The organism is Emcibacter nanhaiensis, assembly GCF_006385175.1.
Classification (GTDB): domain Bacteria; phylum Pseudomonadota; class Alphaproteobacteria; order Sphingomonadales; family Emcibacteraceae; genus Emcibacter; species Emcibacter nanhaiensis.
In genome coordinates this window covers 677864-703011 of record NZ_VFIY01000005.1, presented here as the reverse complement: position 1 = coordinate 703011, position 25148 = coordinate 677864, and the positions used below count along the sequence as shown (strand labels likewise).

Genomic DNA, 25148 nt, shown 5'->3' with positions numbered 1-25148 from the left:
CGCTTCCTGATTACTTCTGGAAGATTTTCGCGAAGTGACGGCGCTCGCGGGCTTTCCAGTGCTCGCGGTGATAGGCGTCAGAGGCGAGCAGCGGCAGCACGGAACCGGCCTCGGCAAAGACCATCTGTTCCTTGACCACATCCACCTTGCCCCAGCTGCAGGCTTCCTTCAGCGTCGAGGAAGAGCAGGCGCCGTCGCGCACGTCGGCGACGGTGATCTGGATGGCATATTTATGCATGTCCACATCCCGGCCGAGGATTTCCGCACAGACCACGGTGTCCTGGGTGAAGTTCTTCGGCACGCCGCCGCCGATCATCAGCAGGCCGGTCTGGCCGGCTTCGATCTTGATTTCGGTGAGCTCACGGAAATCGGCGACACTGTCGATGCTCATGTAATTGCCCGGGTTTTCCACCTGGTGCCCCACCAGGCCAAAACCGGCGCTGGAATCCGTAAACGCCGGGCAGAAGATCGGCACGTTGTTCTCATACGCGGTCTGGATCAGGCTGCCTTCTTTCTTGGCGTTTGTGGTCAGCCATTTGCCCATCTCGTGAATAAACTCGCGCGAGCTGTAGGGGCGGCGTTCCAGGCCGTTGGCGATTTCCTTGATGGTGTGGTCGCAGTTCTGCAGTTCTTCCTCGTCGATATAGGTATCATAGATCCGGTCGATATAGAGGTCGCGCAGCTCACGGTCGTCCACGTCGGATTGCGCCTGGTAATGCTTGAATCCCAGGGCTTCGAAAAAGTCCATGTCGACGATGCTGGCGCCGGTGGCGACAATGGCGTCAACCATATTGTATTTCACCAGGTCGGCATAGAGGTCCATGCAGCCGCCGGCGGAGGTGGAGCCGGCGATGGTCAGGATCACGGAGCAGTCCTTGTCGGCCAGCATCTCGTTGAAAATGCCGGTGGCCCGGGCCAGATCCCGGGAGGTGAAGGACATTTTGCCCATGCTGTCAATGATCGGCCGCGCATCGAAGCCGGTGATATCGATGTGCTCCACTACTTTGCTCAGCAGTTCGGCCTTTTTGTTTGATTTGGTATCCATAATCTTGTCTTTCATTCGCTTAGGTGTGCTTCCAGGGCGAGAACATTGTCCGCGAGGACGTCCTCCTGCTCCTGATCGAAATTATACATAGAGTGCATGGGCTCATCGCCCACGATGACTTCGGGTCCCTCATGGAACCCGTTAAAGGCGGTACGCATGCTCTGACCGTAAGCGCCGAGCATGCCGACTTCCACATAGTCGCCGATCCCAATGTCTTCCGGCAGCATAAAGGGGCCGGGCATATAGTCGATACTATCACAGGTCGGGCCATAAAAGCTAAAGCCGGTCAGTTTGGCCTGCTCACTGTTGGCCCCCACACGATGCATCTGCACCGGAAATTTGAATTTCAGGTGGGCGGCATCGAACAGTGCGCCGTAAGCGCCCTCGGTCAGGTACAGGTAATTGTCCTTCCTCAGGGTCACGGAGGTGATCAGCGATCCCGCCTCGGCACAGAGCGCCCGGCCGGGCTCGCAGATCAGGCGCGCGTTGTCGGACGCCAGCGAGTCTTCAAAGGCCTCGTGAATCACATTCATATAATGACCAAGCTCGAGCGGCTGCACGCCCGGATAGGCGGACGGGAACCCGCCGCCCACATCCAGGGTGTCGACCAGCACGCCGGCGCGCACGATCGCCTGGTTGGCGAGGGTAATGGCCTGGCGGTAGGCTTCCGGGTCCATGCACTGACTGCCCACATGGAAACAGACACCCAGTTTGGCGGCGTTGAGACGCGCAGCCATCAGCAGCTCGGCGCTGTCCAGCAGCGGCACGCCGTATTTGCGGTCCAGCGGCAGCATGCTGCTGTTGTTGTTAACGGCCAGGCGCACGAAAATATTCAGATCCTTGGCGTGACCTGTGGCGCGCAGCACTTTGTCCAGCTCGTCCATGCAATCGACGGAGAAATCCCGCACGCCATAGTCGAAATAGCTGATCGCAATATGGCGGGGATGCTTCACCGGGTTCATGTTGTAGAAGCGGGCGTCCTTAAAGGAGGACACCCTTTCGAGCTCCTTTGGAGAGGCTACGTCGAAGTGACGTACTCCCGCTTCATACAAGGCGTCAAGCACCACCGGCGAAGGATTGGCCTTCACCGCATAAAGTACATCGCCCTGGAAATTATCGAGGAACCATTTCGCGGCCCGGCGCGCGGTGTGCGGCCGGTGGCAGAAAACAGGCTCTACTGGCTCAAGGTCAGCCAGAACCCCATTAACACTATGGTAGTAGTCCATTCATGAGACCTCCACAACGTATCATCGTCCAAATCCATCCATCATTCGTAATGAATAAAAAAGTTGCCGACGTTGCGAAGGCCCGATTCGGCAAGAGGCGTCTTATGTAGGGCCTATACCCCCCGATGTCAATATTTTAATACCCCATTATTTTTGCTGCTTTGCAAAAGAAAAAGCGCCCCGCAAGCAATTGCGGGACGCCCGTGAAAGATTGGGTATTTATGAAATTTTTGAGACGTCAGCCCTCGAACGGATCGGTCACCAGAATGGTGTCGTCGCGCTCCGGGCTGGTACTGAGCAGCGCCACCGGAGTCTCGATCAGCTCCTCGATGCGGCGGATATATTTCACCGCCGTCGCCGGCAGGTCCTTCCAGCTGCGGGCCCCGAAGGTGCTCTCGGACCAGCCTTCCAGGCTCTCATAGATCGGGGTGACCTTGGCCTGGTCCTCGGTCGAGGCCGGGAAATAGTCGATCTTCTCACCGTCGAGTTCATAGCCGATACAGACCTTGAGCTCGTCCATGCCGTCGAGCACGTCAAGCTTGGTCAGGGCGATGCCGGAAATACCGCCGATCTTGGCGGCCTGGCGCACCATCACCGCATCGAACCAGCCGCAGCGGCGACTACGCCCGGTCACGGTGCCGAATTCATGGCCGCGCTCGCCGAGGCCCTGACCCACGTCGTCGGTCAGTTCAGTGGGGAACGGTCCCTCGCCGACCCGGGTGGTATAGGCCTTGGTGATGCCGAGCACATAGTCGAGGGTTGACGGGCCGGTGCCGCTGCCGCCCGCCGCCTGGCCGGCGACGGTGTTGGAGGAGGTCACAAACGGATAAGTGCCGTGGTCGATGTCCAGCATGGAGCCCTGGGCGCCCTCGAACAGGATGCGCTTGCGGCTGTGCCGGGCGTCATCCAGCACCCGCCAGCTCGCCTGCACGAACGGGATAATCTTGGGGGCGATGTCCTTGATTCTGGCAATCAGCTCGTCGCGGTCGATCTCGGCCACGCCGAGGCCGCGTCGCAGCGGGTTGTGATGGGACAGCAGTACGTCGACCCGGGCCTCGATGGCGCTGTCGGACTTGAGGTCGCAGGCGCGCAGCGCGCGGCGGGCCACTTTATCTTCATAGGCCGGGCCGATACCACGGCGGGTGGTGCCGATCTTGGGTCCGCCCTTGCTGGACGCATTGCTGGCGTCTTCGCGGATCGCATCCAGTTCGCCGTGCAGCGGCAGGATCAGCGGCGCATTTTCCGCCACGATCAGGTTATGCGGTCCGACATCGACGCCCTGACCGCCGAGGCGCTCCATTTCCGCAACCAGCGCCCAGGGGTCAACCACGACGCCGTTGCCGATCACCGACTGTTTGCCGCCGCGCACGATACCGGACGGCAGCAGGGAGAGCTTGTAGACTTCACCGTCCACCACAAGGGTGTGACCGGCGTTGTGACCACCCTGGAAACGCACCACCACGTCGGCACGTTCGGAAAGCCAGTCAACAATCTTGCCCTTGCCTTCGTCGCCCCACTGGGACCCGATCACTACAACATTCGCCACGTCTTAACCTTTCACTGTCTTCAATTTAAATTCTAGCCCAGCGGACTGATTTTGCCGTTCTGCCACAGATGGCGGCAACCGAGCCGCCGGGCTTCCGCCCCGGCATCATTGGCGGGCTCGAGCCCCTGCACGGTGCGATAGCCCTGTTCGCGCAACGGCGGCAGTTCCGCCAGATCGGTGCCGAACGGCACATAAATGGTCTCCGGTGCCGGCGCTTCCGGCAGCGCCCGCATCAGGCTGTCGAGATAGAGCGAAAAGCCGGTAGCGGCTTCACCCTGGTCCATTTCCGCATTGGCCTCATACCGGCCGCCGCGCCCCAGTTCGCCGCGCACGCCCTTGGCAAAATAGGTAAAGCCGATGCCGGTCTGGAACTCAAGACCCTGGTATTCGCCCGGATCCACCGTGACATGCAGGCCCGGGGCCACATCGGCGAGGATTGAGACCACCTGGGCCAGTTCGTCGCACATGTTGCGGGCTTGTTCCGGCAGCTTGAGGCCGTCGAGAATGTCCAGCGCCTTGTCGGCGCGGCCGGCAGCGCTGAGCAGCTGGCGGGCGATTTCACCGATGGCACCTTCAACATTTTCCAGTTCGCCCACATCGCGGGCGTTGAGCGCCTCACGGACGATGCGGGTGGTCTCTTCGTCAATGGCGAGGCCGTCGCAGATGGCCGGCACCAGCAACGGCAGGGAGAGGTCCAGGCTCAGGTCCCCGACCCCCACTGACGTCAGGGCGTCATGGGCCAGCAGGATCACTTCCACATAGGCCTGGAAACTGTCCGAGCCGATCAGCTCCACGCCGGTCTGCACGAACTGCCGTTCGGGACGCAGCATGGTCCCCTTGATGCGCAGCACCTGTCCGGCATAGGACAGCCGCAACGGGCGGGGCGAATTCTTCAAGCGGGTGCGGGCAATGCGGGCGACCTGGCCGGTGATATCGGTGCGCACCCCCATCATGCGCTGGGACGCCGGATCCATGACCCGGAACATATGCCGGGACTGGGCGGCGCCGGGGCCGCTGAGCAGGCTTTCCTCAAACTCAACCAGTGGCGGCTCGACCCGGGCATAGCCCTGGGCGGCGAAGCTGTCCAGCAACCGGTTGACGGTTACCGCTTCATATTCCGCGTCGTTGGCGAGAGTGTCGTGCAGCCCCTCAGGCAGAAGGGCTTTGTCATTTGGTTCAAGCATATGCGCAATCCAAGATTTTCTTTCGGGATATCCATCTATCCCCGGGGCACCGCCGTGCTTATATCACCCTGAATTTGGAATCTAAAGAGGAAAATCCACAGCGCTTGCGGAATCTGCGTCCCCTTGCCGCCCGGGGCTCAGCTCATCTCCGACAGGTTGACGAACCGTTTTTCCGGCAAGCGGACAGAAACCGTGGTTCCCTTGCCGGTTTCACTTTCGATCCAGACCTTGCCGCCATGCATTTTGACCAGCAGGTTGGACAGGGACAGCCCGAGGCCCGCCCCCTGGAACGATTTGTTGTATCTGCTCTCCGCCTGGACAAAGGGTTCCAGCATACGGGGAATGCTCTCTTCCGGCATGCCGACGCCAAAATCCTTAATTTCAATCAGCAGGCCGCCTTCGGAATCTTTGTGGGCGGCAAGAATGACCTCGCCACCCTTGTGGGAAAACTTAATGGCGTTGGAAATCAGATTGTCCAACACCTGGCGCATCCGGCGCCTGTCGGCAGTGACTTCCCCGAGCCCGTCATCGATCTGTTTTTTCAGGACCAGTTTCTTTTCGTCCATTTCCGCCTGAAACATCTGCAGGCTGTTGTCAATGAGGTCAGCGATCCGGAATTCGCTTTCCTTCAGCGTGAATTCGCCGGACTCAATCCTGGACAGGTCAAGTAATTGCCCCAGCTGATCCGTCAGCTTGGTCCCGGCCTCCTCGATATCCTTGAGATATCCGAGATAATCCTTGTTTCCGACCGGCCCCTTGGCCTCGCTGGACATGAGGGAGGCGAAACCGATAATCGCATTGAGCGGTGTGCGCAGTTCATGGCTCATATTGGCCAAAAAGGCCGATTTTGCCCGGTTGGCATTGTCCGCCTGAATCCTCATCTCCACAAGATGCTCTGCCGTCTCCTTGTGAGCCTCCAGTTCCTTGATCAATTCATCCCTGGCGAAGGAAAGCTCATCCTGGGTTTTCTTGAGTTTGCGGAAATGGACGACAATAGCATTGGAAAAGCCATTAAAGGTTCGGGCCAGCCAGCCCAGCTCGTCATTTTCATGGCCCGGCGGTATTTCAACCGGATTTTCATCCGAATTTTCCGGATCAATTGAGGCAATCTTGCGAACAAAAAGATTCAGCGGTTTGGTAATGACAAAATAGTAGGCCAGGTACAGCAGAAACACGAGAAGCAGGTTCCGGACAATACCGGTAAAGAAGACAAGGACAGCACGGTCATAAAAACCCGCCAGTGCCACATCCCGGTTAATCGTGATATCGATCCGGCCGGCCCCGACTGTTGCATCGCTCATCACCGCCAGTGTTCTTGAATATACTTCATTGACACCGGAAATACGGCTGGTAAGCCACTTGGTAGAGCTTGGGATATGTTCCCGCGACTTGCTGGCGAGAACCTGCCCCAGGTCATCCCTGATAGTTGCTTCCTGAACAAATTCATAGACGAACAGACCGTCAAGAACATGGTTTGCCAAAGCAGGGTCAATAATATAGACCGCCCGGGCCGCAGGCTTTTCGGCAACCTGCAGGATGTCGCCCATCCGTTTTTCCAGATAGCTGTCTTCATCCAGAAAGTCCAAATAGACCTGTACCCCCGACAGCACGATCCCCACCAGGAACGCCAGAAACACACCGATCTTGGCCAATCTGAATGACAGGCTCTTTGACGGCAACGGCCTCATCCGTAGTTCTCCTCGAAATCAGCGTCCTCGCTCTTCTGGCTGACGTCCTGTCTGTCGGAAATTCTGTTTAAACCGCTCCCCACGCCGAAAACCCTTAACTAATTGATGATTTATACACAGTATGCCCCATCCACAATGTCAAGTTGCATTAGCGTATGTTTAAAAGCACTGAGTAAGCATCAACTAAACAAACCTTGAAAATCTCTGCCCAGACTAGCACTTTAGAAAATTATCTTCCATTTTTTTTAGCGCCAAAACCCGGAATATTCACTTCATTCTCGCGCTATAGTGGTGAACAAAATATTAATTTTATCAAGAATTCGATTTTCTCGCCCACAAACAGGACTTTTCCTGAACTCACTCGGCACCGTCACCCCGAAAAGCAGGCCGGCAAACAAAAAAAGGAGGCCAGGACATGACCTCCTCAGTTTATGGATACAGGTTAAATTAACCCGTGTTGTAAAACCTTAAAATTTGAGTGCCTTGACCTGACGCACATGGGGCAATGCCTGCACCTTCGCCAGCACTTCGTCGGAAGCCGGCTGGTCAATGGAGACCAGGGCAATGGCTTCCCCGCCTTCTGCGGCGCGACCAAGACTGAAGGTAGCAATATTCAGTCCGGCATCCCCAAGCACCGTACCAAGGGCGCCGATAAATCCGGGCAGATCCTCGTTGGTGACATAAAGCATATCATGGGACAGCTCCGCTTCGAGGCGGATATCCTTTACTTCGACAATACGCGGGCGGCGATCGGCGAACAGGGTGCCGGCCACAGAGCGGGTCTGCTTGTCGGTGGTAACGCTGACCTTGATCATAGTGTGGTAATCGCCTTCACCTTCGTTTTTACTCTCGATGATCTCGATGTCACGCTCCTTGGCGATGGCCATGGCGTTGACCATGTTGACGCTGTCCATCAGCGGCTGCAACAGACCTTCGACCACAATGGCGGTCAGCGGACGGATATTGAGTTCGGTCACATCGCCCTGATATTCGATCTGGATTTTCTGCAGGGCATTCTCAGTGAGCTGACCGGCAAAGCTGCCCAGTTCACCCGCGAGCTTCATATAGGGGTTCAGGCGGGTCGCCTCTTCAGCAGATACAGACGGCATGTTGAGTGCGTTCGTCACAGCGCCGTCCAGAAGATAATCGGCCATCTGTTCCGCAACCTGGACCGCTACATTGACCTGAGCCTCGGTGGTGGAGGCGCCGAGATGCGGCGTCGCCACCACTTTCTCGTGACCGAACAGGGCATTTTCCTTGGCCGGCTCAACGGCAAACACGTCGAGGGCGGCACCGGCAACCTTGCCGCTGTCGAGTGCTTCCTTGAGGGCTTCCTCGTCAATCAGGCCGCCGCGGGCACAGTTGATGATGCGCACACCGTCTTTCATTTTAGCAAAGGCGTCCTTGCCGATGATGCCGCGGGTACTGTCGGTCAGCGGCGTATGCAGGGTGATGAAGTCGGCCCGGGACAACAGTTCATCCAGCTCAACTTTTTCAACGCCGATTTCTTCAGCCCGCTCCTGGGACAGGAACGGGTCAAAGGCCACCACTTTCATTTTCAGGCCAAGGGCCCGGTCGGCAGCGATGGCGCCGATATTGCCGCAGCCGATCACGCCGAGGGTCTTGGAGGTCAGCTCCACACCCATGAATTTTGACTTTTCCCATTTGCCGGCGTGGGTCGATTCATTGGCCTGCGGGATCTGGCGGGCGACGGCGAACATCATGGCGATGGCATGTTCCGCCGTGGTGATGCTGTTGCCGAACGGCGTGTTCATGACCACCACACCGTTGGCGGTTGCGGCCTTGATGTCCACATTGTCCACACCGATACCGGCGCGACCGACCACTTTCAGGTTTTCGGCAGCAGCCAGAACTTCCGGTGTCACCTTGGTGGCGGAGCGGATAGCCAGGCCATCATATTCGGGGATCTTGGCAATCAGTTCTTCCGGCGTCATGCCGACGATCTGGTCAGTCTGGATACCGCGTTTTTCAAAAATTTCCTTGGCAAGGGGGCTCAGTTTATCTGAAATCAGGACCTTAACCATCATAAATACCTTTCAAAATTCTATCTGTTCGGAGACTTTGTGTGCGGATGCCGGTCGTTGGCGGCATCCGCCTGTTCATCATGTCAGACTTAGGAAGCCTTGACTTCCTCGAGCGCCCATTCCACCCAGGGAACCAGCTTCTCAAGGTCAGCTGTTTCGATGGTGGAGCCTGCCCAGATGCGCAGGCCGGCCGGCGCATCGCGGTAGGCACCAATGTCATAGGCAGCGCCTTCGTCATCCAGCAGCGCCACGACTTTCTTGGCGGCGGCTGCCTGATCGTCCTCTGACAGCGCAGTAAACCAGGGCGCTGTGATATTCAGACAGACAGAGGTATTGGACACGGTTGCAGGGTCCTTGGCCAGAAAGGCCACATTGTCGGACTTTTCAACCCAGGCCCTGAGAACGGCCAGATTGGCTTCGGAGCGTTTGATCATGCCCTGAAGTCCGCCGACACTTTCCGCCCAGTTCAGGGCGTCCAGATAGTCCTCCACGCAAAGCATGGAAGGTGTGTTGATGGTTGCACCGGTGAAGATGCCGTCGATCAGTTTGCCGCCCTTGGTGAGGCGGAAGATTTTCGGCAGCGGCCGGTTCGGGGTAAAGCTTTCGAGCCGTTCGACCGCACGGGGTGACAGGATGATCACGCCGTGGGCGCCTTCGCCGCCGAGCACTTTCTGCCAGCTGAAGGTGACCACGTCCAGTTTCTCCCATGGCAGATCCATGGCGAAGGCTGCAGAAGTGGCGTCACAAATGGTCAGTCCGGCACGATCATCGGAAATCCAGTCACCGTTCGGCACTTTCACGCCGGACGTGGTGCCGTTCCAGGTAAAGACCACATCGCGGGCGGGATCGACTTTGCTGAGGTCCGGGAGCTCGCCATAAGGGGCTTCCATAATACGGACGTCATCAAGTTTAAGCTGTTTGGTCACATCGGTAACCCAACCGGAACCGAAACTTTCCCAGGCCAGCATGTCAACGCCGCGGGCGCCAAGCATGGACCAGAGCGCCATTTCAACGGCGCCGGTGTCGGAGCCGGGCACGATACCGACTTTATAGTCGGCGGGCACACCGAGGATTTCGGCGGTGCGGTCGATTGCTTGTTTCAGTTTGGATTTGCCGATTTTGGCGCGGTGAGAGCGTCCCAGGGGGGCGTCTTTGAGAGAGTCCAACGTCCAGCCCGGGCGCTTTGCACAGGGGCCTGACGAAAACAGCGGATTCGCTGGTTTCACTTCCGGTTTCATAAATATATCTCCTATTCCTTCCAGAATAGCTGTCCCTCGTTGGGGAGGGATAGCCCACAGCGGAATATAGAGATGGAAAGTTCAGCGTCAAGTGAAGAAATTGCGACAGAGGTGCAACAGACCGAAGATTATTCTCCCTCACGTCCCATAAATGGCCGATTTCTGTCATTTCGTCATCCCGGACAGGGACCGAAAATTTTTTGCGGAAACAAGTCGTTAACCGCCATACGGGAAGCGGATTGCCACAGACTCGGTAAAGTGTACAGAGACTCAGATCGGATCTTTCATCATTTCCGACCAGAAACGGGTGCTGAGCTTGTTGATGACATTGGACTCCGCATTGAGCAGGATCACCAGCCCCACATCCCGTTTCGGGGAAAAGGCCACATCGGCCCGGAAGCCGGCAACCCAGCCGCCGTGGTAGATCAGCTGTTCCTTGCCAAACTGATAAATGCGCCAGCCGAGTCCATAGTAGGCATCCTTCAAATACCTGCGCCAGTCCCGGCGGCGCAGCTCCTTCTTGGTGCGTATCCGCTTTTCCTGCAGACTGTTGAGCACCTGCGGCGGCAATACATCGGGCCGGTGGCCGAGCTGGGCCATCAGCCAGCTGGCCATATCAGACACACTGGCATTGACCCCGGCCGCCGGCAACACCTCGTAATAGGCTGGCTTGACCCTGGACTTGAGCCAGCCTTTTCGGGTCCTCACATGCGGGGTGGCGCGGTTTTTGCTGTGCATATAGCCGTCAAACCCCACCGAAGCATTTTCCATGTCCAGCGGCTTGAAGATCCTGTCGTTGATCAGGTCTTCATAAGTATGCAGGGTGGTCTTTTCAATCACCGGACCGATCAGGCCATACAGCACATTCTGATAGCCGTAACATTGTCCGGGATCACACATGGGATCCACCTTGTTGAAACTGGTGACAATTTTCGGCAGCGGGACATTGGCCTCCAGCATATTGTCATAGGCATTGGGCATAACGCCCGCCGAATGGCTCAACAGATGCTTGAGCTGCACCTGGTCGGCCAGATGGTCGGTCTTGAACCGAAACTCCGGCATGTAGGCCACCAGATGATCTTCAAGCGAGAATTTATGTTCCTGCACCAGTTTCATGCTGAGCCCGGCGGCAAAGGTCTTGGACACCGACGCCAGCCGGAATACGGTATGTTCGTCGACCGGGGCACTCCCGCCCATTTCCCGCACGCCATAGCCGCGGATGCTGATGATCTTGTCGCCCTTGACGATGGCATAGGCGCCGCCCGGCACATTGGCCCGGGCCAGTTCCTGCTGGAAAAGCCGGTCAAAGGAACGGGCAAATTCGGGCAGGTTTTCATGGTCGAAAATGATCGGCTTGTCGCGCGGCACCGGCGCCGCCTGGCACACGGTCGCAAACCCGATCGCCAACAAGACCCGGAGGATCAATCCGCCCTTTCGCACATCCACTTCCTTGCTCTTTTGTCCCGGCGTACGCTTCGCCGAGCGCGCTTTATTGTTATCTTTTACTTGCTGTCAATGTCGGCGATTTTAAGACCGTCGCCCTTGCGGAAGATCAGGGTCTGGACCTTATCGCTTTTTTCGATATTGACCCGGTTAACCTGGTCCGGAAAAGTTTCCGTCAATATCCGGTCAATGACGCCAATCTGTTTCAGCCCGTCCGGCAGGGGCACCTCCTGGTAGACGTGGATATCCTCCACCGTATACTCATAGCCGACCCATTTGAGGTCGATGCGTTCGCCGTTCCCGTCATAGAGGGCGAAACTGCTGCCGACATAGTCCTTGAGGAAGGACGAGATATTGTCATCGGTCAGTTCCCCGCCCCCGACGGCACTGTGGGTACGGATCAGATCCTCAACATCATGGGTGAACAGCCGGTGCGTCACCTGGATGGCGCCCTTGTCTTCGCGCAGTTGTACCACGGTGAAGGAGGCCGCAAAGCGGTGCGCCAGCGCCTGGCCGCCGGAAACCAGCACCAAGATCGCTATCAGGGAAAGCAGCAGCCGACGCATTATTTTTTCTCTTTTCCGCCGGTTGCCAGCGGTTCACGCATTTCCCGCATCATGTCGCGCTTCTTCTTGGTTTTGAACAGGTCAAAGCGGCTGTCCTCACTGATTTTGCGCGGGAAGCTGTTATTGGTTGTATCCACGTCTGCCGTCTCCAGGCGTGGATCCAGCTGCACCGAGACGATCGGCTTGTCGCTGAGAATCATCTTGCTGACCTGCTTGTTGTTCTTGCGCCAGATTTCCGCCGCCCAGCGGAATTCCTCGGTCTTGCCGTCGGCATAGGTGACTTCCGCATAGACCGGCATCACCAGGCCGCCCCTGTTGGTCAGGTCCAGCATATAGATATGGGACTTTTCCTCCAGAAGCTTACGCTCGTGCTCTTCCAGTTCCCCGAGCAGGGTCTGGTAATTGTTGCGTTGGCGGTTGGTCACCGTGTACTCGTCATTTTCATTGTAGAAATCCCTGAGTTCCTTGAAACGGTCTATGCGCTTGGGCAGGTCCTTGTTGCGTTGTTCACTGAGGGTTTCCGGGCGTTTTTCCTCCTGCGTGCGGAGCCAGTCCTGCTCCACCTCGGGATTCTTGGTGTCCAGATGCAGGTGGCGCACGTTATCCAGCGAAATGTCCACATGGTTGGTGGTATAGAACCAGCCACGCCAGAACCAGTCCAGGTCCACCCCGGAGGCATCCTCCATGGTGCGGAACAAATCGGCCGGAGTCGGCCGCTTGAACTGCCAGCGGCGGGAATATTCCCGGAAGGAAAAATCAAACAGCTCCCGGCCAAGAATGGATTCGCGCAGGATGTTGAGCGCCGTCGCCGGCTTGGCATAGGCATTGTTGCCCTTTTGCAGCAGGGATTCCGCATTGGTCATGATCGGCACCTGGTTGTCGCCTTTCATGAAGTCGACAATCTTGTAGGGCTCGCCCCGTCTGGAGGGATAGTCCTGCTCCCATTCCTGTTCCGCCAGATACTGCAGGAAGGTGTTGAGGCCTTCGTCCATCCAGGTCCACTGCCGTTCATCGGAATTGACGATCATCGGGAAATAATTGTGGCCTACCTCGTGGATCACCACACTGATCAGCCCGTATTTGGTCTTGCGCTCATAGGTCCGGGTGCCGTCGTCATGCTTGGTCGGCCGGTAGCCGTTGAAGCTGATCATGGGATATTCCATGCCGCCGGTCACCGCCCCGTGCACGGAAATGGCCACCGGATAGGGATAGACCAGGGCATATTTGTTATAGACCTGCAGCGTATGGGCCACGGCATGGGTGGAATAGAGCCCCCACAGCGGGTTGGCTTCTTCCGGATAGAAGGACATGGCCATGACCGTCTCGCCGTTTTCCTTCTGTTTATATCCCATGGCGTCCCAGATAAACTTGCGGGAGGAGGCAAAGGCAAAATCGCGGACATTTTCCGCCTTGAAGCGCCAGGTCTTCGTCTCCTTGCTGCGCTGGTGCTGGTTGGCCAGGGCCTCGTCCGGGGTGATGATATGAACCGGGCGATCCGATTTCCGGGCTTTTTCAAGACGTTTTCGCTGCAGGTCGCTCAACACCTCTGCGGGGTTCTGCAACACGCCGGTTGCCGTCACCACATGATGGGCCGGCACCGTGACGGCGACATCATAGTCACCGAATTCAAGGGTAAATTCCCCGTCCCCGAGATATTGCTTGTTGTGCCAGCCGTTGTAATCGCTGTAGGCGGCGAGCCGGGGGAACCACTGGGCCACCTCATAGATATAGTTTTCGTCTTCCTTGAAATATTCGTAGCCGCCGCGCGCCTTGATGATGGTGCCGTCAAAGATCCGGAAGGACCAGGCGATATCCAGCTTCAGGGTCTGCCCAGGTTTCAGCGGGGCGCGCAAGTCCACCCGCATCATGGTCTCCACCACGGTATAAGGCAGGTCATTGCCGGCGGCATCCCGGACAAATTTGACTTTGTGGCCGCCTTCAAAGTCCTTTTCATAAACGTCCCTGTGGAAATCCTTGAAACTCGACTTGTCCAGATCTTTGGCGGCGCGGGTTTCCTGGTCCATGGACCCCTTGGCGAAACGGTTCTGGTCCAGCTGCAGCCACAGATAGCGCAGTTCATCCGGGGAATTATTGTGGTAGGTGATGGTTTCCCGCCCCTCGAGGCTTTGCGTATCGTCATCCAGTTCCACGGCGATCTTGTAATCCACCTGCTGCTGCCAATAGGCATGGCCCGGCGCCCCGGACGCGGTGCGGTAGCTGTTGGCGGTCGGCAGATAGGGGTCCAGCTGCCGGAAAGAGTCATTCAGCTGTTCAATGGTCTGGGCGTGCGTCAGAGAAAGAAAAGAAGCCCAGATGAAAAACAGGGCCATAGGAAAAATTCTTAAATTCATAAATACACCGTATTGCTATTTATCCCCATTCAGGTTTCCAGAAAGTTATATCTCTTCCTTACAACGTTATCTTATAACTACCCTTTTACATTTGGGGATACAAGATGATTTAGCGGCCCATGTCCCCCGCCGAACCCGGGCGCCCGCAAAATAGCCTGATGGACATAGTCCCGCGCCCGGCTCACGGCGGCCTCCAGCGGCATGTTCTGAGCCAGGCCGGCGGCAATGGCCGAGGCCAGGGTACAGCCGGTCCCATGAGTATGCGGAGTATCAATTCGCTGACTGTCAAACCGTACCATGTCGTTAGCTGTCACCAAGAGATCGATCAGGGTATCGCCGCTCCCATGCCCCCCTTTCAGCAGGACCGCACCGGCACCAAGGCCGAGGATTTTTTCCGCCGCGTCCTGCATCTGCTCCACCGTCCCGATCGCCGCCATGCCGGTCAGCGCCCGGGCTTCGGGGATGTTGGGGGTGATCAGGGTGGCCAGCGGCACCAGATGTTCGATCAGGGCCTTCTGCGCCTGCGGCTCCAGCAAAGCATGGCCGCTGGTGGAAACCATCACCGGATCCAGCACATAGGGGATGCCCCGGCCGGCTGTTTTCAGCACATCGGTGACAACGGAAATAATCTTTTCATCGAACAGCATGCCGCTTTTGATCGCGTCAGCGCCAATATCCCCGAGGCAGGCCAGTACCTGGTCCCGGACAAGCTCTGCTTCAACCGGGACGGCGCGGGTCACGCCAAGGGTGTTCTGTACGGTCAGGGACGTAATGGCCGCCATGGCATAGGCGCCCATGGCGGAAATGGCTTTGATATCGGCCTGGATGCCGGCGCCGCCGCTGGGGTCGGAACCGGCAATGCTCAGGACCTTGCCGTTTATGCTGTTTTCGTCAGATCTGTGTTGCACTCTCAGGCCGCTGTTTCTTCCGCAGAATTCTCAACAGTGGCTACAATATCATCTACAACGTCGGACACAAGTTTCTCGTCCTCGCCTTCCGCCATCACCCGGATCACGGGTTCGGTGCCGGACTTGCGGATCACCACCCGGCCGGTGCCGTTGAGGCGTTCCTCGCCCTCGCGAATGGCTTCCTTGACCTGCGGGGTTTCCAGCGGGTTGGTGCCATCGGCGTAACGGGCATTCTTGAGAAGCTGGGGATAGGGTTCAAACAGGTTGCAGATTTCGCTGACCGGTTTGCCGTTTTTCACCAGCACCGCCAGGATCTGCAATGCGGCAATCAGGCCGTCGCCGGTGGTATTGAAATCGCTGAGAACAATATGGCCGGACTGTTCACCACCCAGGTTCAGGCCGTGATTCCGCATGGCTTCCACCACATAACGGTCGCCCACCTTGGTCCGCATCAGGTCGAGGCCGATCCGGTTCAGGTATTTCTCGAGCCCCAGGTTGGACATGATGGTGGCGACAACGGAGCCGCCGCGCAGCTTGTCCGCAACCTGCCAGTACTGGGCGATGGTGGCCAGCAACTGGTCACCATCGATGATCGTGCCATGTTCGTCACAGACGATCAGCCGGTCCGCATCGCCGTCCAGGGCAATACCGATGTCGGCGCCATGGGTCACGACCTGCTCACACATCAGCTGCGGAGCCGTGGAGCCGCATTTCTCGTTGATGTTGGTGCCGTTGGGATTGACCCCGACAGCAACGACCTCGGCCCCCAGCTCCCAGAGCACGCTGGGTGCAGAGCGATAGGCGGCGCCGTTGGCGCAATCGACAACAATTTTCAGGCCGTCAAGGCGCAGGTTCTTGGGGAAGGTATTTTTGGCAAATTCGATGTAACGGCCGACCGCATTCTCCAGGCGCTGGGCCCGGCCCAGTTTTTCCGACGGCACCAGATGGTCGGCGTAGCCGTTGTCCATGCGCCGCTCGATTTCCAGTTCAATCTCGTCTGACAGCTTGTGGCCGTCAGGGCCGAACAGCTTCAGGCCGTTATCCTGATAGGGATTATGGGAGGCGGAAATCATCACGCCAAGGTCGGCCCGCAGGGAACGGGTCATCATCGCCACAGCCGGGGTCGGCATCGGACCGACCATGATCACATCCATGCCCATGGACAGGAAGCCTGCGGCCAGCGCCGGTTCCAGCATATAACCGGACAGGCGCGTGTCCTTGCCGATCACGACCCGGTGTTTATGGTTTCCCCTTGTGAAATGTTTGCCGGCGGCCATCCCTACCCGGGTTGCCACCTCTGCGGTCATGTTCCCTTCATTCGCTTTGCCGCGAATGCCGTCCGTACCGAAATATTTGCGCGCCATTTTTCTTATCTTCTATTTTGTAGACAAATACAGTTTTTAAACAACTTATTAACAAGCACTATCATGCAATGGTTAATACATTTTCAACAGGAGCTTATTAACCATTATAAATAAGATTAAAATAAGACGATCCGACTAGTTTTGTGTTAGCGCCACAAAAGTACAGATCTCACATTTTACTCGTATACAGCCAGACATCAAGCAATTGTACTGTTTCAGGAACATCATGCACCCTGACGACCTGGACCGCATTGTCCCAGGCCAGTTGCGCAGCTCCCAGGGATCCGCCGAGCCGCCCCATTGCCGCTTCATCGCGGGACATGGCGGCAATGAACCTTTTGCGGGACGCCCCCAGCAGCACCGGCACCCCGAGGCTGTGAAACAGGGCCAGCCCCTGCAGCAGTTCCGCATTATGCTCCACGGTTTTGCCAAAACCGATCCCCGGATCGACAATCAAGCGTTCCCGGGCAATGCCATTCTGCTCGCAAAAATCGAGCCGTTGTTCCAGGTAATCAAACACATCGAGCAACACATCGTCATAGACCGGGTCCTGCTGCATGGTCTGCGGCGTCCCCTGGGCATGCATCAGGATGATCGGCGCCTCGCTTTCCTGCATGACTTCAAGTGAGTCCGGGTCATGGCTGAGCGCGCTCACATCGTTGATGATATGCACACCGGCCGCAAGCCCGGCCCGCATCACAGGGGCGTTGCGGGTATCCAGGGAAACGATCGCCTGCGTCCCCTTCAGTCCGTCAATAACCGGCAGGACGCGTTCGAGCTCTTCCTCTATCGATACAGTCTCTGCCCCGGGGCGGGTGCTTTCCCCGCCGATATCAATGATATCCGCCCCCTGCTCCAGCATCTGTTGCGCATGGGCCAGGGCATCGTCGAGGCGGTTATGGCGACCGCCGTCAGAAAAGCTGTCGGGTGTGACATTCAGGATGCCCTGAACGAGAGGGCGCTGCCAGTCGAGAATACGGCCGCCGGGCAAGCGCAACGCGGGGCGGACACTCGTCAGTTTCTGTTTCTGGTGAACAAGGTTTTCCGCAACGTCCGGGGAATAACCTGCGACAAAATCATCAAACTCGGCGACCGATACGAAGCTTCGACGAAGCTTCCCCGTGTCGGTGCGTTCCACAAGCATAACCATGGTGAAGGCCAGCGGGCCGCCGGCCAGCGGCAGGGCCCTGCCCTGATCAACGGCTTCAGAAGAAACAGAGCCCCTGAGAATTCCCAGGGGCTGCAGATAGAATTTACGTGATGTCATGCTCCCTCCCCGACAGCCTGCTCAGCTCTCGGGAACCGGATCGGCATCGATCGGACCTTCACCGCCTTTTTTCTTTTCGGCAGTGCCGGAAGACGGTACGGAACCGGTCGCAGAAGCGCCCGGACCGGCGTCATCCTTATATTCCTCGCGGTGAATATCCTTGCCGGCGAGCAGGTCCTTGATCTCGTCACCGGACAGGGTTTCATATTCCAGAAGCGCCTTGGCCAGGGTATGGAGGTCATCGATATTGTCAGTCAGGATCTTGGTCGCCTTGGCGTGCGCCTCATCAACGATGCGCCGGATTTCCTCGTCAATAATCTTGGCGGTCGCGGCGGACACATTCTGGGTCTGGGCAACGGAATGGCCGAGGAAGACCTCTTCCTGGTTCTCGCCATATTCCAGCGGGCCAAGCTTGTCGCTCATGCCCCATTTGGTCACCATGGCGCGGGCCATCTTGGTGGCGTGGGAAATGTCAGAGGAAGCACCGGAGGTTACCTTGTCATAACCGAAGATCAGTTCCTCGGCCACGCGCCCCCCCATGGCCACGGCCAGGTCGGCATGCATTTTTTCCCGACTCATGGACAGCTGGTCCCGTTCCGGCAGACGCATCACCATACCCAGCGCGCGACCGCGCGGGATGATGGTGGCCTTGTGGATCGGATCGGACGCCGGACAATGCAGCGTCACCAGGGCATGGCCGCCTTCATGATAGGCGGTGAGTTTTTTCTCGTCCTCGGACATGACCATGGAACGGCGCTCGGCCCCCATCATCACCTTGTCCTTGGCGGATTCAAAATCGGCCATGGAGACCACGCGCTTGCCCTTGCGGGCGGCCAGCAAGGCCGCCTCGTTCACCAGGTTGGCGAGGTCAGCACCGGAGAAGCCAGGCGTACCGCGGGCAATCACCCGGGTATCCACATCGGCCGCCAGCGGCACCTTGCGCATGTGAACTTTAAGAATTTTTTCACGCCCCAGGATATCCGGGTTCGGCACCACAACCTGACGGTCGAAACGACCGGGGCGCAGCAGCGCCGGGTCAAGCACGTCAGGACGGTTGGTGGCGGCAATCAGGATGATTCCTTCATTGGATTCAAAACCGTCCATCTCCACCAGCAACTGGTTGAGAGTCTGTTCGCGTTCGTCGTTGCCGCCGCCGAGGCCAGCGCCGCGGTGACGACCGACCGCATCGATCTCGTCAATGAAGATGATACACGGGGCGTTTTTCTTGGCCTGGTCGAACATGTCCCGGACACGGCTGGCGCCCACACCGACAAACATTTCAACGAAGTCGGAACCGGAAATGGTGAAGAAAGGCACATTGGCCTCACCGGCAATGGCGCGGGCCAGCAGGGTTTTACCGGTACCCGGCGGGCCCACCAGCAGCGCGCCTTTGGGGATAGAACCGCCCAAGCGCTGGAATTTCTGCGGGTCTTTCAGGAACTCGACGATTTCCTCAAGTTCTTCCTTGGCCTCGTCAATACCGGCCACATCGTCGAAGGTGACCCGCCCCTGGCGTTCGGTCAGCAGCTTTGCCTTGGACTTTCCGAATCCCATGGCCTTGCCGCTGTTGCCCTGCATCTGGCGCATGAAGAAAATCCACACCCCGATCAGGATAATCATCGGCAACCAGCTCAGCACAATGCTCCAGAAGGGACTACCCTCTTCCGGCTCGGCGACAATCCGAACACCTTTGCTGCGCAGGGTCTGCACCAGGTTCGGATCTTCAGGGGCGTAGGTATAAAAGGTCGTATCATTGGTATCGGTACCCTTGATAGACCGTCCCTGGATCACCACCTGCTTAACCTGTCCGGATTCCACGCTGTTGAGAAAATCGGAAAATGCCATCTCGGTCGAGCGGCCCTGCATGCTCGTGCCGGGATTAAATGCATTATATAAAACCATGAGCAGGATCAGGATAATTGCCCAAAATGCCAGATTGCGTCCCATATTTATAACGTATCACTTTCCATAAAAAGACCGGCGCCGGGGCGCCTACGAAAACTTGTCTCATCTAAGATAAGCCTGATTATGGCCAAGACAAGTCATAGCGTTGCGATTTTATCGAGAATAAGCTGTTTTTTATCTCATTTCAGCAAAATTGTCCGCCGGCAGATGAAAAACCGCTTCAAAAGCGCTGTTTTCCTCGCCAGTCAGAAGCAGGGGCAACAGCTGTTTGCCGGCCGCCGATTTCAAGTGCGGCAGCGTCGGACCGACATATTTCAGGACCGCATTCTGTTTCAGTTTAGGCCTTTCGCGCACCAGGGTGAACCAGCCCTCCTGCCCCAGTTTCCCTACTTGTCCCGCAACCGGGACCGCAATCTGAAACCGCCCGTCCCACAGGAGTTGTTCCCCGGCAGAAACCTCTCTCCGCTCAATGATCGCCGCCTCTTCCCGGAAGAGCAGAAGGCTGCCCCCCGGCAGCAGGACCGCCCGGCACCCGCCAATGGTCTGGTCCACACCGTTGCCGGCCGCCAGCCGGTTATAAAGATTGCAGGTTTTTTCAAACCGGGGCGGAAACTCGGCGCCGGAAATGATCTTCAGCAGGCGGGCCAGCAGGCGGAGTGCAATTTCCCGCTCCGCAGCCAGAAGTTCGGCAACATCAATCAGGGCATAGCCAAGCGGCTCAAGGCGCACAGCCTTTTCCTCGAGCTCACCGGTCATGCGCTCCAAGAGATCCTGCACAGCCTGCATGCGCCCTGCCGTCTCCGCCAAGCGGGCGGCCGTCAGGCCGGTGATGGTGGTATGGGCGAGGACCCCCCTGACCTGAACCCGATTGTGTTTCAGGTCCCGGTTGCTGGGATCCTCGATCCACGCCTGGCCGCATGACGTCAGATAATCCACAAGTTGCTGCTTGCTGCAGTCCAGAAGCGGCCGGCATAACAGGGGAAGCTGTTCCGACGCAATCGGCCCGGGTTTGAAGGGAAAGGCGGCCGTCTTGCGCATGGCCGCCAGACCATCGACGCCGCTGCCCCGGGCCAGACGCAGCAGGAAAGTTTCCGCCTGGTCATCCTGATGATGGGCCAGGAACAAATGCTTCACCCCCAGTTCAACGCATCGGGCGCCCAGAAGTTCATAACGGATTTTACGGGCCTGTTCCTGGATGCTGCTGGCCGGGATTTCCTTTGACCAGGTCAGTGTTTCATGGGCAATCTGCCGGGCCGTCAGCCAGTCGTGCACCTGTTCGCATTCCGCCGACGCCTCGGGGCGGAGACCATGATTGACACTCAGGGCAACCAGCTTCACGCCGCGGCCTCGGCACCAGTCGGCCAGCAACAGTGCCAGCGCCATACTGTCCGCCCCGCCGGAAACGGCGACAGCAACAGTCTCATCTGCCAGGTCCATCCCCGGCAGGTCGCGCATCAGAAGATCAAATTGTTCCGTGGTCAGGGCCTCGTCCATGCGGCCTCCGAAATTTTACTGGCAGCCTGCCTTTTTTTCCTCGGCAGGACGGCGGGTCTTGTTCTCCGTACTGTCGGGAAAGCGGGCGGAAAGCTCGCGGAAGGCTTCACAGGCATCGCCTTTTTCGCCCATCGCCGCCAGTGACATGCCGATTTTCAGCAGGAAACCGGGCGCCTTCTGGCTTTCCGGATAATCCTTGTAGCCTTCGAGAAAGGTGCGGGTGGCGTCCGTATACATGCCGCGCACATAATAGGTCTGGCCGAGCCAGTATTTGGCGTTCCCCGCCAGCTCATGGTCCGGATGCTGCTGCAAAAAGGCCTGCAGGGTCCGTTCCGCCCGGCTGTAATCCCCTTTGGTGACCAGGCTATAGGCATAATCATACTGTTGTTTTTCCGTGCCCAGGGGCAGGGCCGGCTCATCGGCGCTCACCGCCGGTGCACCGCTCTCCACCGGTGCCGGAGTCTGAACAGAAGGCGCGCCACCTGCCCCGCCTTTTTCCAGTTCGGACAGCCGGAATTCATAATCCTTGACCAGGGTATCCAGCCGGTTCGCCAGCTGAGTGAGGCGATAGTTGGTTTCCTCCACCTGGCCGGTGAGCTGTCGCATCTGGGTTTCGATCTGGCTGACCCGGGCTTCCATATCCGCCAACAGCGGGCCACTCGGCGCCGCCGTCGCGGGGGCTTGGCCGCCGGAAGCCTCGCCACCGTCAAAATAGCTGCCCGGCTGAAAAACCTTGCGCTGAACCGCACGCAGTTCCTTCTCCAGGATTTCCACTTTCTTTTGCAGGCTCTCGGCCCGGACCGGAGAATGTATCATTGCGCCGGCAATCAAAATCGCTGAAACAAGCCCGATCCCTGATGTTTTTTTCAAATTCGTGATCATTCTTTTCTCCCACGGGACGCCCGATTGCGGTGACGATACAAAAATACCCGCGCAGACCATCCAGACCGCGCGGGTACCCTTTACATAAGTCTTGTTATTCTACGCGAGTATATCCGCGACGGTTCTGTGCCCAAACGGATTCACCGGAACCGCTCACAGCCGGACGTTCCTTGCCGTAGCTGACGGTACGGATCTGGGAGGCGCTAACGCCGAGAGCCACCAGGTAGTTTTTCACAGCCGTTGCGCGACGATCGCCGAGCGCAAGGTTGTATTCGCGGGTACCGCGTTCGTCGCAGTGACCTTCGATGGTGACAGACGCATTGTTGTCAATGATCCAGCGAGCCTGTGACTGCAGGACCGAGCGGGCGTCAGCCGTCAGGTCATAGCGGTCGAAACCGAAATAAACCAGAGCGCCGGCAGTTTGATCCAAGTCTTCCTGGGAGCCCGGTGTCGGGCCGACTTCCTCAGGTTCAACCTGAACGCCTTCAGTCGGTGCCTGTTCAACAGCAGGCTGTTCCTCTTCCGCAGGGGCAGGAGTAGTTTCAACAGGTTCCTCTTTACCGGCACAGGCACTGACCAGCAGCACTGCACCAATAACCATCCAGTATTTCGCGCCAATTAATTTTTTCAGCATCTAGCGGTCCTTCCACGCTTATATTAAAATATTTTTACCAACCAAGTTATTGCCGATCCCCAATTATATCAAGAACTGGCACAGTCGAAAACTTCTTTATTTTACGTATGTTTCAGTCTTTAACATACGTCTTGCAGCCAAATTATGGCAACTATAGCAGACCCGTTCATCTAATCAAGGGGGACCATGCAGGGTCTGACGCATCCAATGGCGTTATAATCTGCCGTTCGTTGTACCCCGTCAGGTCCACTGACCAGACCTGGGTTTCTCCCCCCCTGCCGTTTTTGTCATAGGGTTGCTGGCGGAAAAACATCAGGACGCGCCCATTAGGCGACCAGGTCGGCCCCTCGTCAAGGAAACTTTCCGTGAGCAGGCGCTCGCCGGAGCCGTCCGGACGCATGACGCCGATATAGAAACGGCCCTGGTAGATCTTGGTAAAGGCAATCAGGTCCCCGCGCGGCGACCAGACCGGCGTCCCGTAGCGGCCCTTGCCGAAGCTGATACGGTGAATATTCTTGCCGTTGGCATCCATGACGTAGATCTGCTGGCTGCCGCCACGGTCGGAGTTGAAGGTAATCTGGCGGCCGTCCGGCGAATAGCTCGGCGAGGTATCAATGGCCGAGTGGCTGGTCAGGCGCGTCACCTTGCGGGTCCTGAGTTCCATCACATAAATGTCCGAGTTGCCTTTCTGGGCCTGGGACATGATCACCTTGTTGCCGTCCGGCGAAAAGCGCGGCGCAAAGGTCATGCCCGGGAAATCGCCCAGCAGTTCCTGCTTGCCGGTATCGATATTGTAGAGATAGACCCGCGGGTTATCGTTGAAATAGGACAAATAAGTGATTTCCTGCGCCGTCGGAGAAAACCGCGGGGTCAGCGCCATATGTTTGCCGTCGGTGAGGAATTTATGGTTATAGCCGTCCTGGTCCATGATCGCCAGCCGCTTGACGCGGTTGGTCTGCAGGCCGCTTTCCGACACATAGACAATGCGGGTGTCAAAGTAACCGCTTTCCCCGGTCAGCCGTTTATAGATCGCATCCGCCATCATATGGGCGATGCGGCGCCAGTTCTGCGGCGTGGTATAGTAGCGCAGGCCGATCATCTGGCCGCTGGCGAGCACATCCCACAGGCGGAATTCCACCTTCACCCGGCCGTCTTCCTGCAGGGACACCTGACCGGTGACCAGGGCCTGGGCGCCGATGGAGCGCCAGTTGGGGAATTTGGGCCGGCTGCCCGGCACTTCCCTGAAGAAAGCGGCCCGGTCGATGGTGCGGAACAGGCCGGAGCGTTCCAGGTCGGCACTGACCACCCGGGCGATATTCTGGCCGATATCATTAACGGTACCGCCGGTATTGAGCTGGCGTCCGTCCCCTTCCAGATCCTTGATGGCAATGGGCAGTGGATCCGCATGTCCCTTGGTAATATCCACCCGGAGCACCGCATGGGCGCTGCTCACGGCCAGGATAAGGCTGAATACAGACAGAAATACCAGTTGTACAAACTTCACGCGACTTTCTCCATTCGTTTCCATTTAACCGGTCAGGAACTCTTTCGGGTCGAAATACAATTCCATTTCCCGCCACAGTTCATATTTTTCCTTGGGCAGTTCATAAGGTACGCATTTACGCACCGCCCGGAGGGCGCTTTCCGCTGCCGTGCGGTAAAATTCCTGGCCCGGCTGGTTCATGCGCCCCTGGTCCTTCACTTCAGGCGGCCTGGCCATTGTGCCGTCCGGCCGGAGCCAGACCTGCACGATAATCAACAGGTTTTCCGCATCCCGGGCGCCGGCCGGCACATTCCAGCATTTGCGGTCATAAATCTGTTTTGCCACCGCCTGCCCGAGGGTCATCATCTGCTGTTCAATCTCGATCTGGGTCATCGGCTGCGGCTGGTCATAGCCTTTTTCCTCCAGGATATCGCCGATGGACTTTTCCTCTTCCTGCCGCTTGTCCAGCAAGGCTGCCACTTTTGAAATCTGGAACCGGCTCGGCGGACGCGGTTTGGCCTTTGGGGTCACCTTGGGCGCACGTGTCGCCACCTGCTGCGGTTCAGGTTTCTTTTCTGGTTTTGTCGCCGGTTTCTGTTTCACATCCGGCAGGGGCATGTCGGAGGCCATTTTCGGCGGTTCCGGCGGCATTTCCACCTTGCGGGTCGGTTTTTTCTTCTCTTCCTTCTTCTCCTCGGCCTTTTTCTCTGCCTTGGGCGGCTCGATCTTCAGCTTCTGCTCCTCGCCAATCTTGACCATTTCCACCGGAATGATGGTCATTTCCGTCTGCGTTTCGTCTCTGAGCGCCGGCAGGCCGACAACGGCCACCACAATCAGCATCACGTGCATCAGACCGGATATGATCAAAGCGTCGCGCAC

19 protein-coding genes are annotated in these 25148 nt (G+C 57.7%); all 19 read right to left on the bottom strand.

The features are described from left to right. Positions 1–10: 10 nt before the first annotated feature. The 19 genes from FIV46_RS07265 to FIV46_RS07175 all read right to left on the bottom strand — a co-directional run bounded on the left by FIV46_RS07265 (position 11) and on the right by FIV46_RS07175 (position 25148). The gene (locus tag FIV46_RS07265) at positions 11–1060 is read right to left on the bottom strand and encodes a 1,9-bis(guanidino)-5-aza-nonane synthase (RefSeq protein WP_139939911.1); all 1050 of its coding nucleotides are present in this window, start codon (positions 1058–1060) and stop codon (positions 11–13) included. After that, positions 1057–2271, bottom strand: a complete 1215-nt coding sequence (locus FIV46_RS07260) for a type III PLP-dependent enzyme (RefSeq protein ID WP_139939909.1) — start codon at positions 2269–2271, stop codon at positions 1057–1059. Before FIV46_RS07260 ends, FIV46_RS07265 begins: the two co-directional genes overlap by 4 nt. Before the next feature lie 238 nt (positions 2272–2509). Then, positions 2510–3817 (bottom strand): adenylosuccinate synthase, encoded by a 1308-nt coding sequence (locus FIV46_RS07255; RefSeq protein ID WP_139939907.1) that lies wholly within the window; start codon positions 3815–3817, stop codon positions 2510–2512. 32 nt (positions 3818–3849) lie between these two features. Continuing rightward, positions 3850–5001, bottom strand: coding sequence for an ATP phosphoribosyltransferase regulatory subunit (locus FIV46_RS07250; protein ID WP_139939905.1), 1152 nt, complete (start codon positions 4999–5001; stop codon positions 3850–3852). Positions 5002–5138: 137 nt separating this feature from the next. Further along, a complete protein-coding gene (locus tag FIV46_RS07245; RefSeq protein ID WP_139939903.1) occupies positions 5139–6689 on the bottom strand; it encodes a sensor histidine kinase in 1551 nt (516 codons plus the stop codon). Between the two features lie 467 nt (positions 6690–7156). Then, entirely contained in the window at positions 7157–8734 is a 1578-nt protein-coding gene (serA, locus tag FIV46_RS07240; protein WP_139940075.1) for a phosphoglycerate dehydrogenase, read from the bottom strand. Positions 8735–8823: 89 nt separating this feature from the next. Continuing rightward, the gene (locus tag FIV46_RS07235) at positions 8824–9972 is read right to left on the bottom strand and encodes a phosphoserine transaminase (RefSeq protein ID WP_139939901.1); all 1149 of its coding nucleotides are present in this window, start codon (positions 9970–9972) and stop codon (positions 8824–8826) included. A gap of 270 nt (positions 9973–10242) precedes the next feature. Beyond that, positions 10243–11418, bottom strand: a complete 1176-nt coding sequence (locus FIV46_RS07230) for a serine hydrolase domain-containing protein (RefSeq protein WP_139939899.1) — start codon at positions 11416–11418, stop codon at positions 10243–10245. Positions 11419–11474: 56 nt separating this feature from the next. After that, the gene (locus FIV46_RS07225) at positions 11475–11981 is read right to left on the bottom strand and encodes a DUF6702 family protein (RefSeq protein ID WP_139939897.1); all 507 of its coding nucleotides are present in this window, start codon (positions 11979–11981) and stop codon (positions 11475–11477) included. Beyond that, complete coding sequence (locus FIV46_RS07220) at positions 11981–14332, bottom strand: M1 family metallopeptidase (RefSeq protein ID WP_181163097.1); 2352 nt, start codon at positions 14330–14332, stop codon at positions 11981–11983. The genes FIV46_RS07225 and FIV46_RS07220 overlap by 1 nt, the downstream gene beginning before the upstream one ends. A gap of 77 nt (positions 14333–14409) precedes the next feature. Beyond that, complete coding sequence (thiD, locus tag FIV46_RS07215; protein WP_219845959.1) at positions 14410–15240, bottom strand: bifunctional hydroxymethylpyrimidine kinase/phosphomethylpyrimidine kinase; 831 nt, start codon at positions 15238–15240, stop codon at positions 14410–14412. 2 nt (positions 15241–15242) lie between these two features. After that, positions 15243–16604 (bottom strand): phosphoglucosamine mutase, encoded by a 1362-nt coding sequence (gene glmM, locus FIV46_RS07210; protein WP_139939895.1) that lies wholly within the window; start codon positions 16602–16604, stop codon positions 15243–15245. A gap of 169 nt (positions 16605–16773) precedes the next feature. Further along, complete coding sequence (folP, locus tag FIV46_RS07205) at positions 16774–17871, bottom strand: dihydropteroate synthase (protein WP_139939893.1); 1098 nt, start codon at positions 17869–17871, stop codon at positions 16774–16776. Positions 17872–17892: 21 nt separating this feature from the next. Next, the gene (ftsH, locus tag FIV46_RS07200) at positions 17893–19818 is read right to left on the bottom strand and encodes an ATP-dependent zinc metalloprotease FtsH (protein ID WP_139939891.1); all 1926 of its coding nucleotides are present in this window, start codon (positions 19816–19818) and stop codon (positions 17893–17895) included. 132 nt (positions 19819–19950) lie between these two features. Continuing rightward, positions 19951–21270 carry a tRNA lysidine(34) synthetase TilS gene (gene tilS / locus FIV46_RS07195; protein ID WP_139939889.1) on the bottom strand — a complete coding sequence of 440 codons (1320 nt, stop codon included), beginning with the start codon at positions 21268–21270 and terminating at the stop codon, positions 19951–19953. A 15-nt stretch (positions 21271–21285) separates the two neighbouring features. Then, the gene (ybgF, locus tag FIV46_RS07190; protein ID WP_181163096.1) at positions 21286–22152 is read right to left on the bottom strand and encodes a tol-pal system protein YbgF; all 867 of its coding nucleotides are present in this window, start codon (positions 22150–22152) and stop codon (positions 21286–21288) included. Between the two features lie 94 nt (positions 22153–22246). Then, positions 22247–22786 carry a peptidoglycan-associated lipoprotein Pal gene (gene pal, locus FIV46_RS07185; protein ID WP_219845957.1) on the bottom strand — a complete coding sequence of 180 codons (540 nt, stop codon included), beginning with the start codon at positions 22784–22786 and terminating at the stop codon, positions 22247–22249. Positions 22787–22952: 166 nt separating this feature from the next. Beyond that, positions 22953–24314: a Tol-Pal system beta propeller repeat protein TolB gene (gene tolB / locus FIV46_RS07180; protein WP_139939885.1), complete on the bottom strand. Its 1362-nt coding sequence runs from the start codon at positions 24312–24314 to the stop codon at positions 22953–22955. Beyond that, positions 24315–25148: a hypothetical protein gene (locus tag FIV46_RS07175; protein ID WP_139939883.1), complete on the bottom strand. Its 834-nt coding sequence runs from the start codon at positions 25146–25148 to the stop codon at positions 24315–24317. It lies immediately after the preceding gene.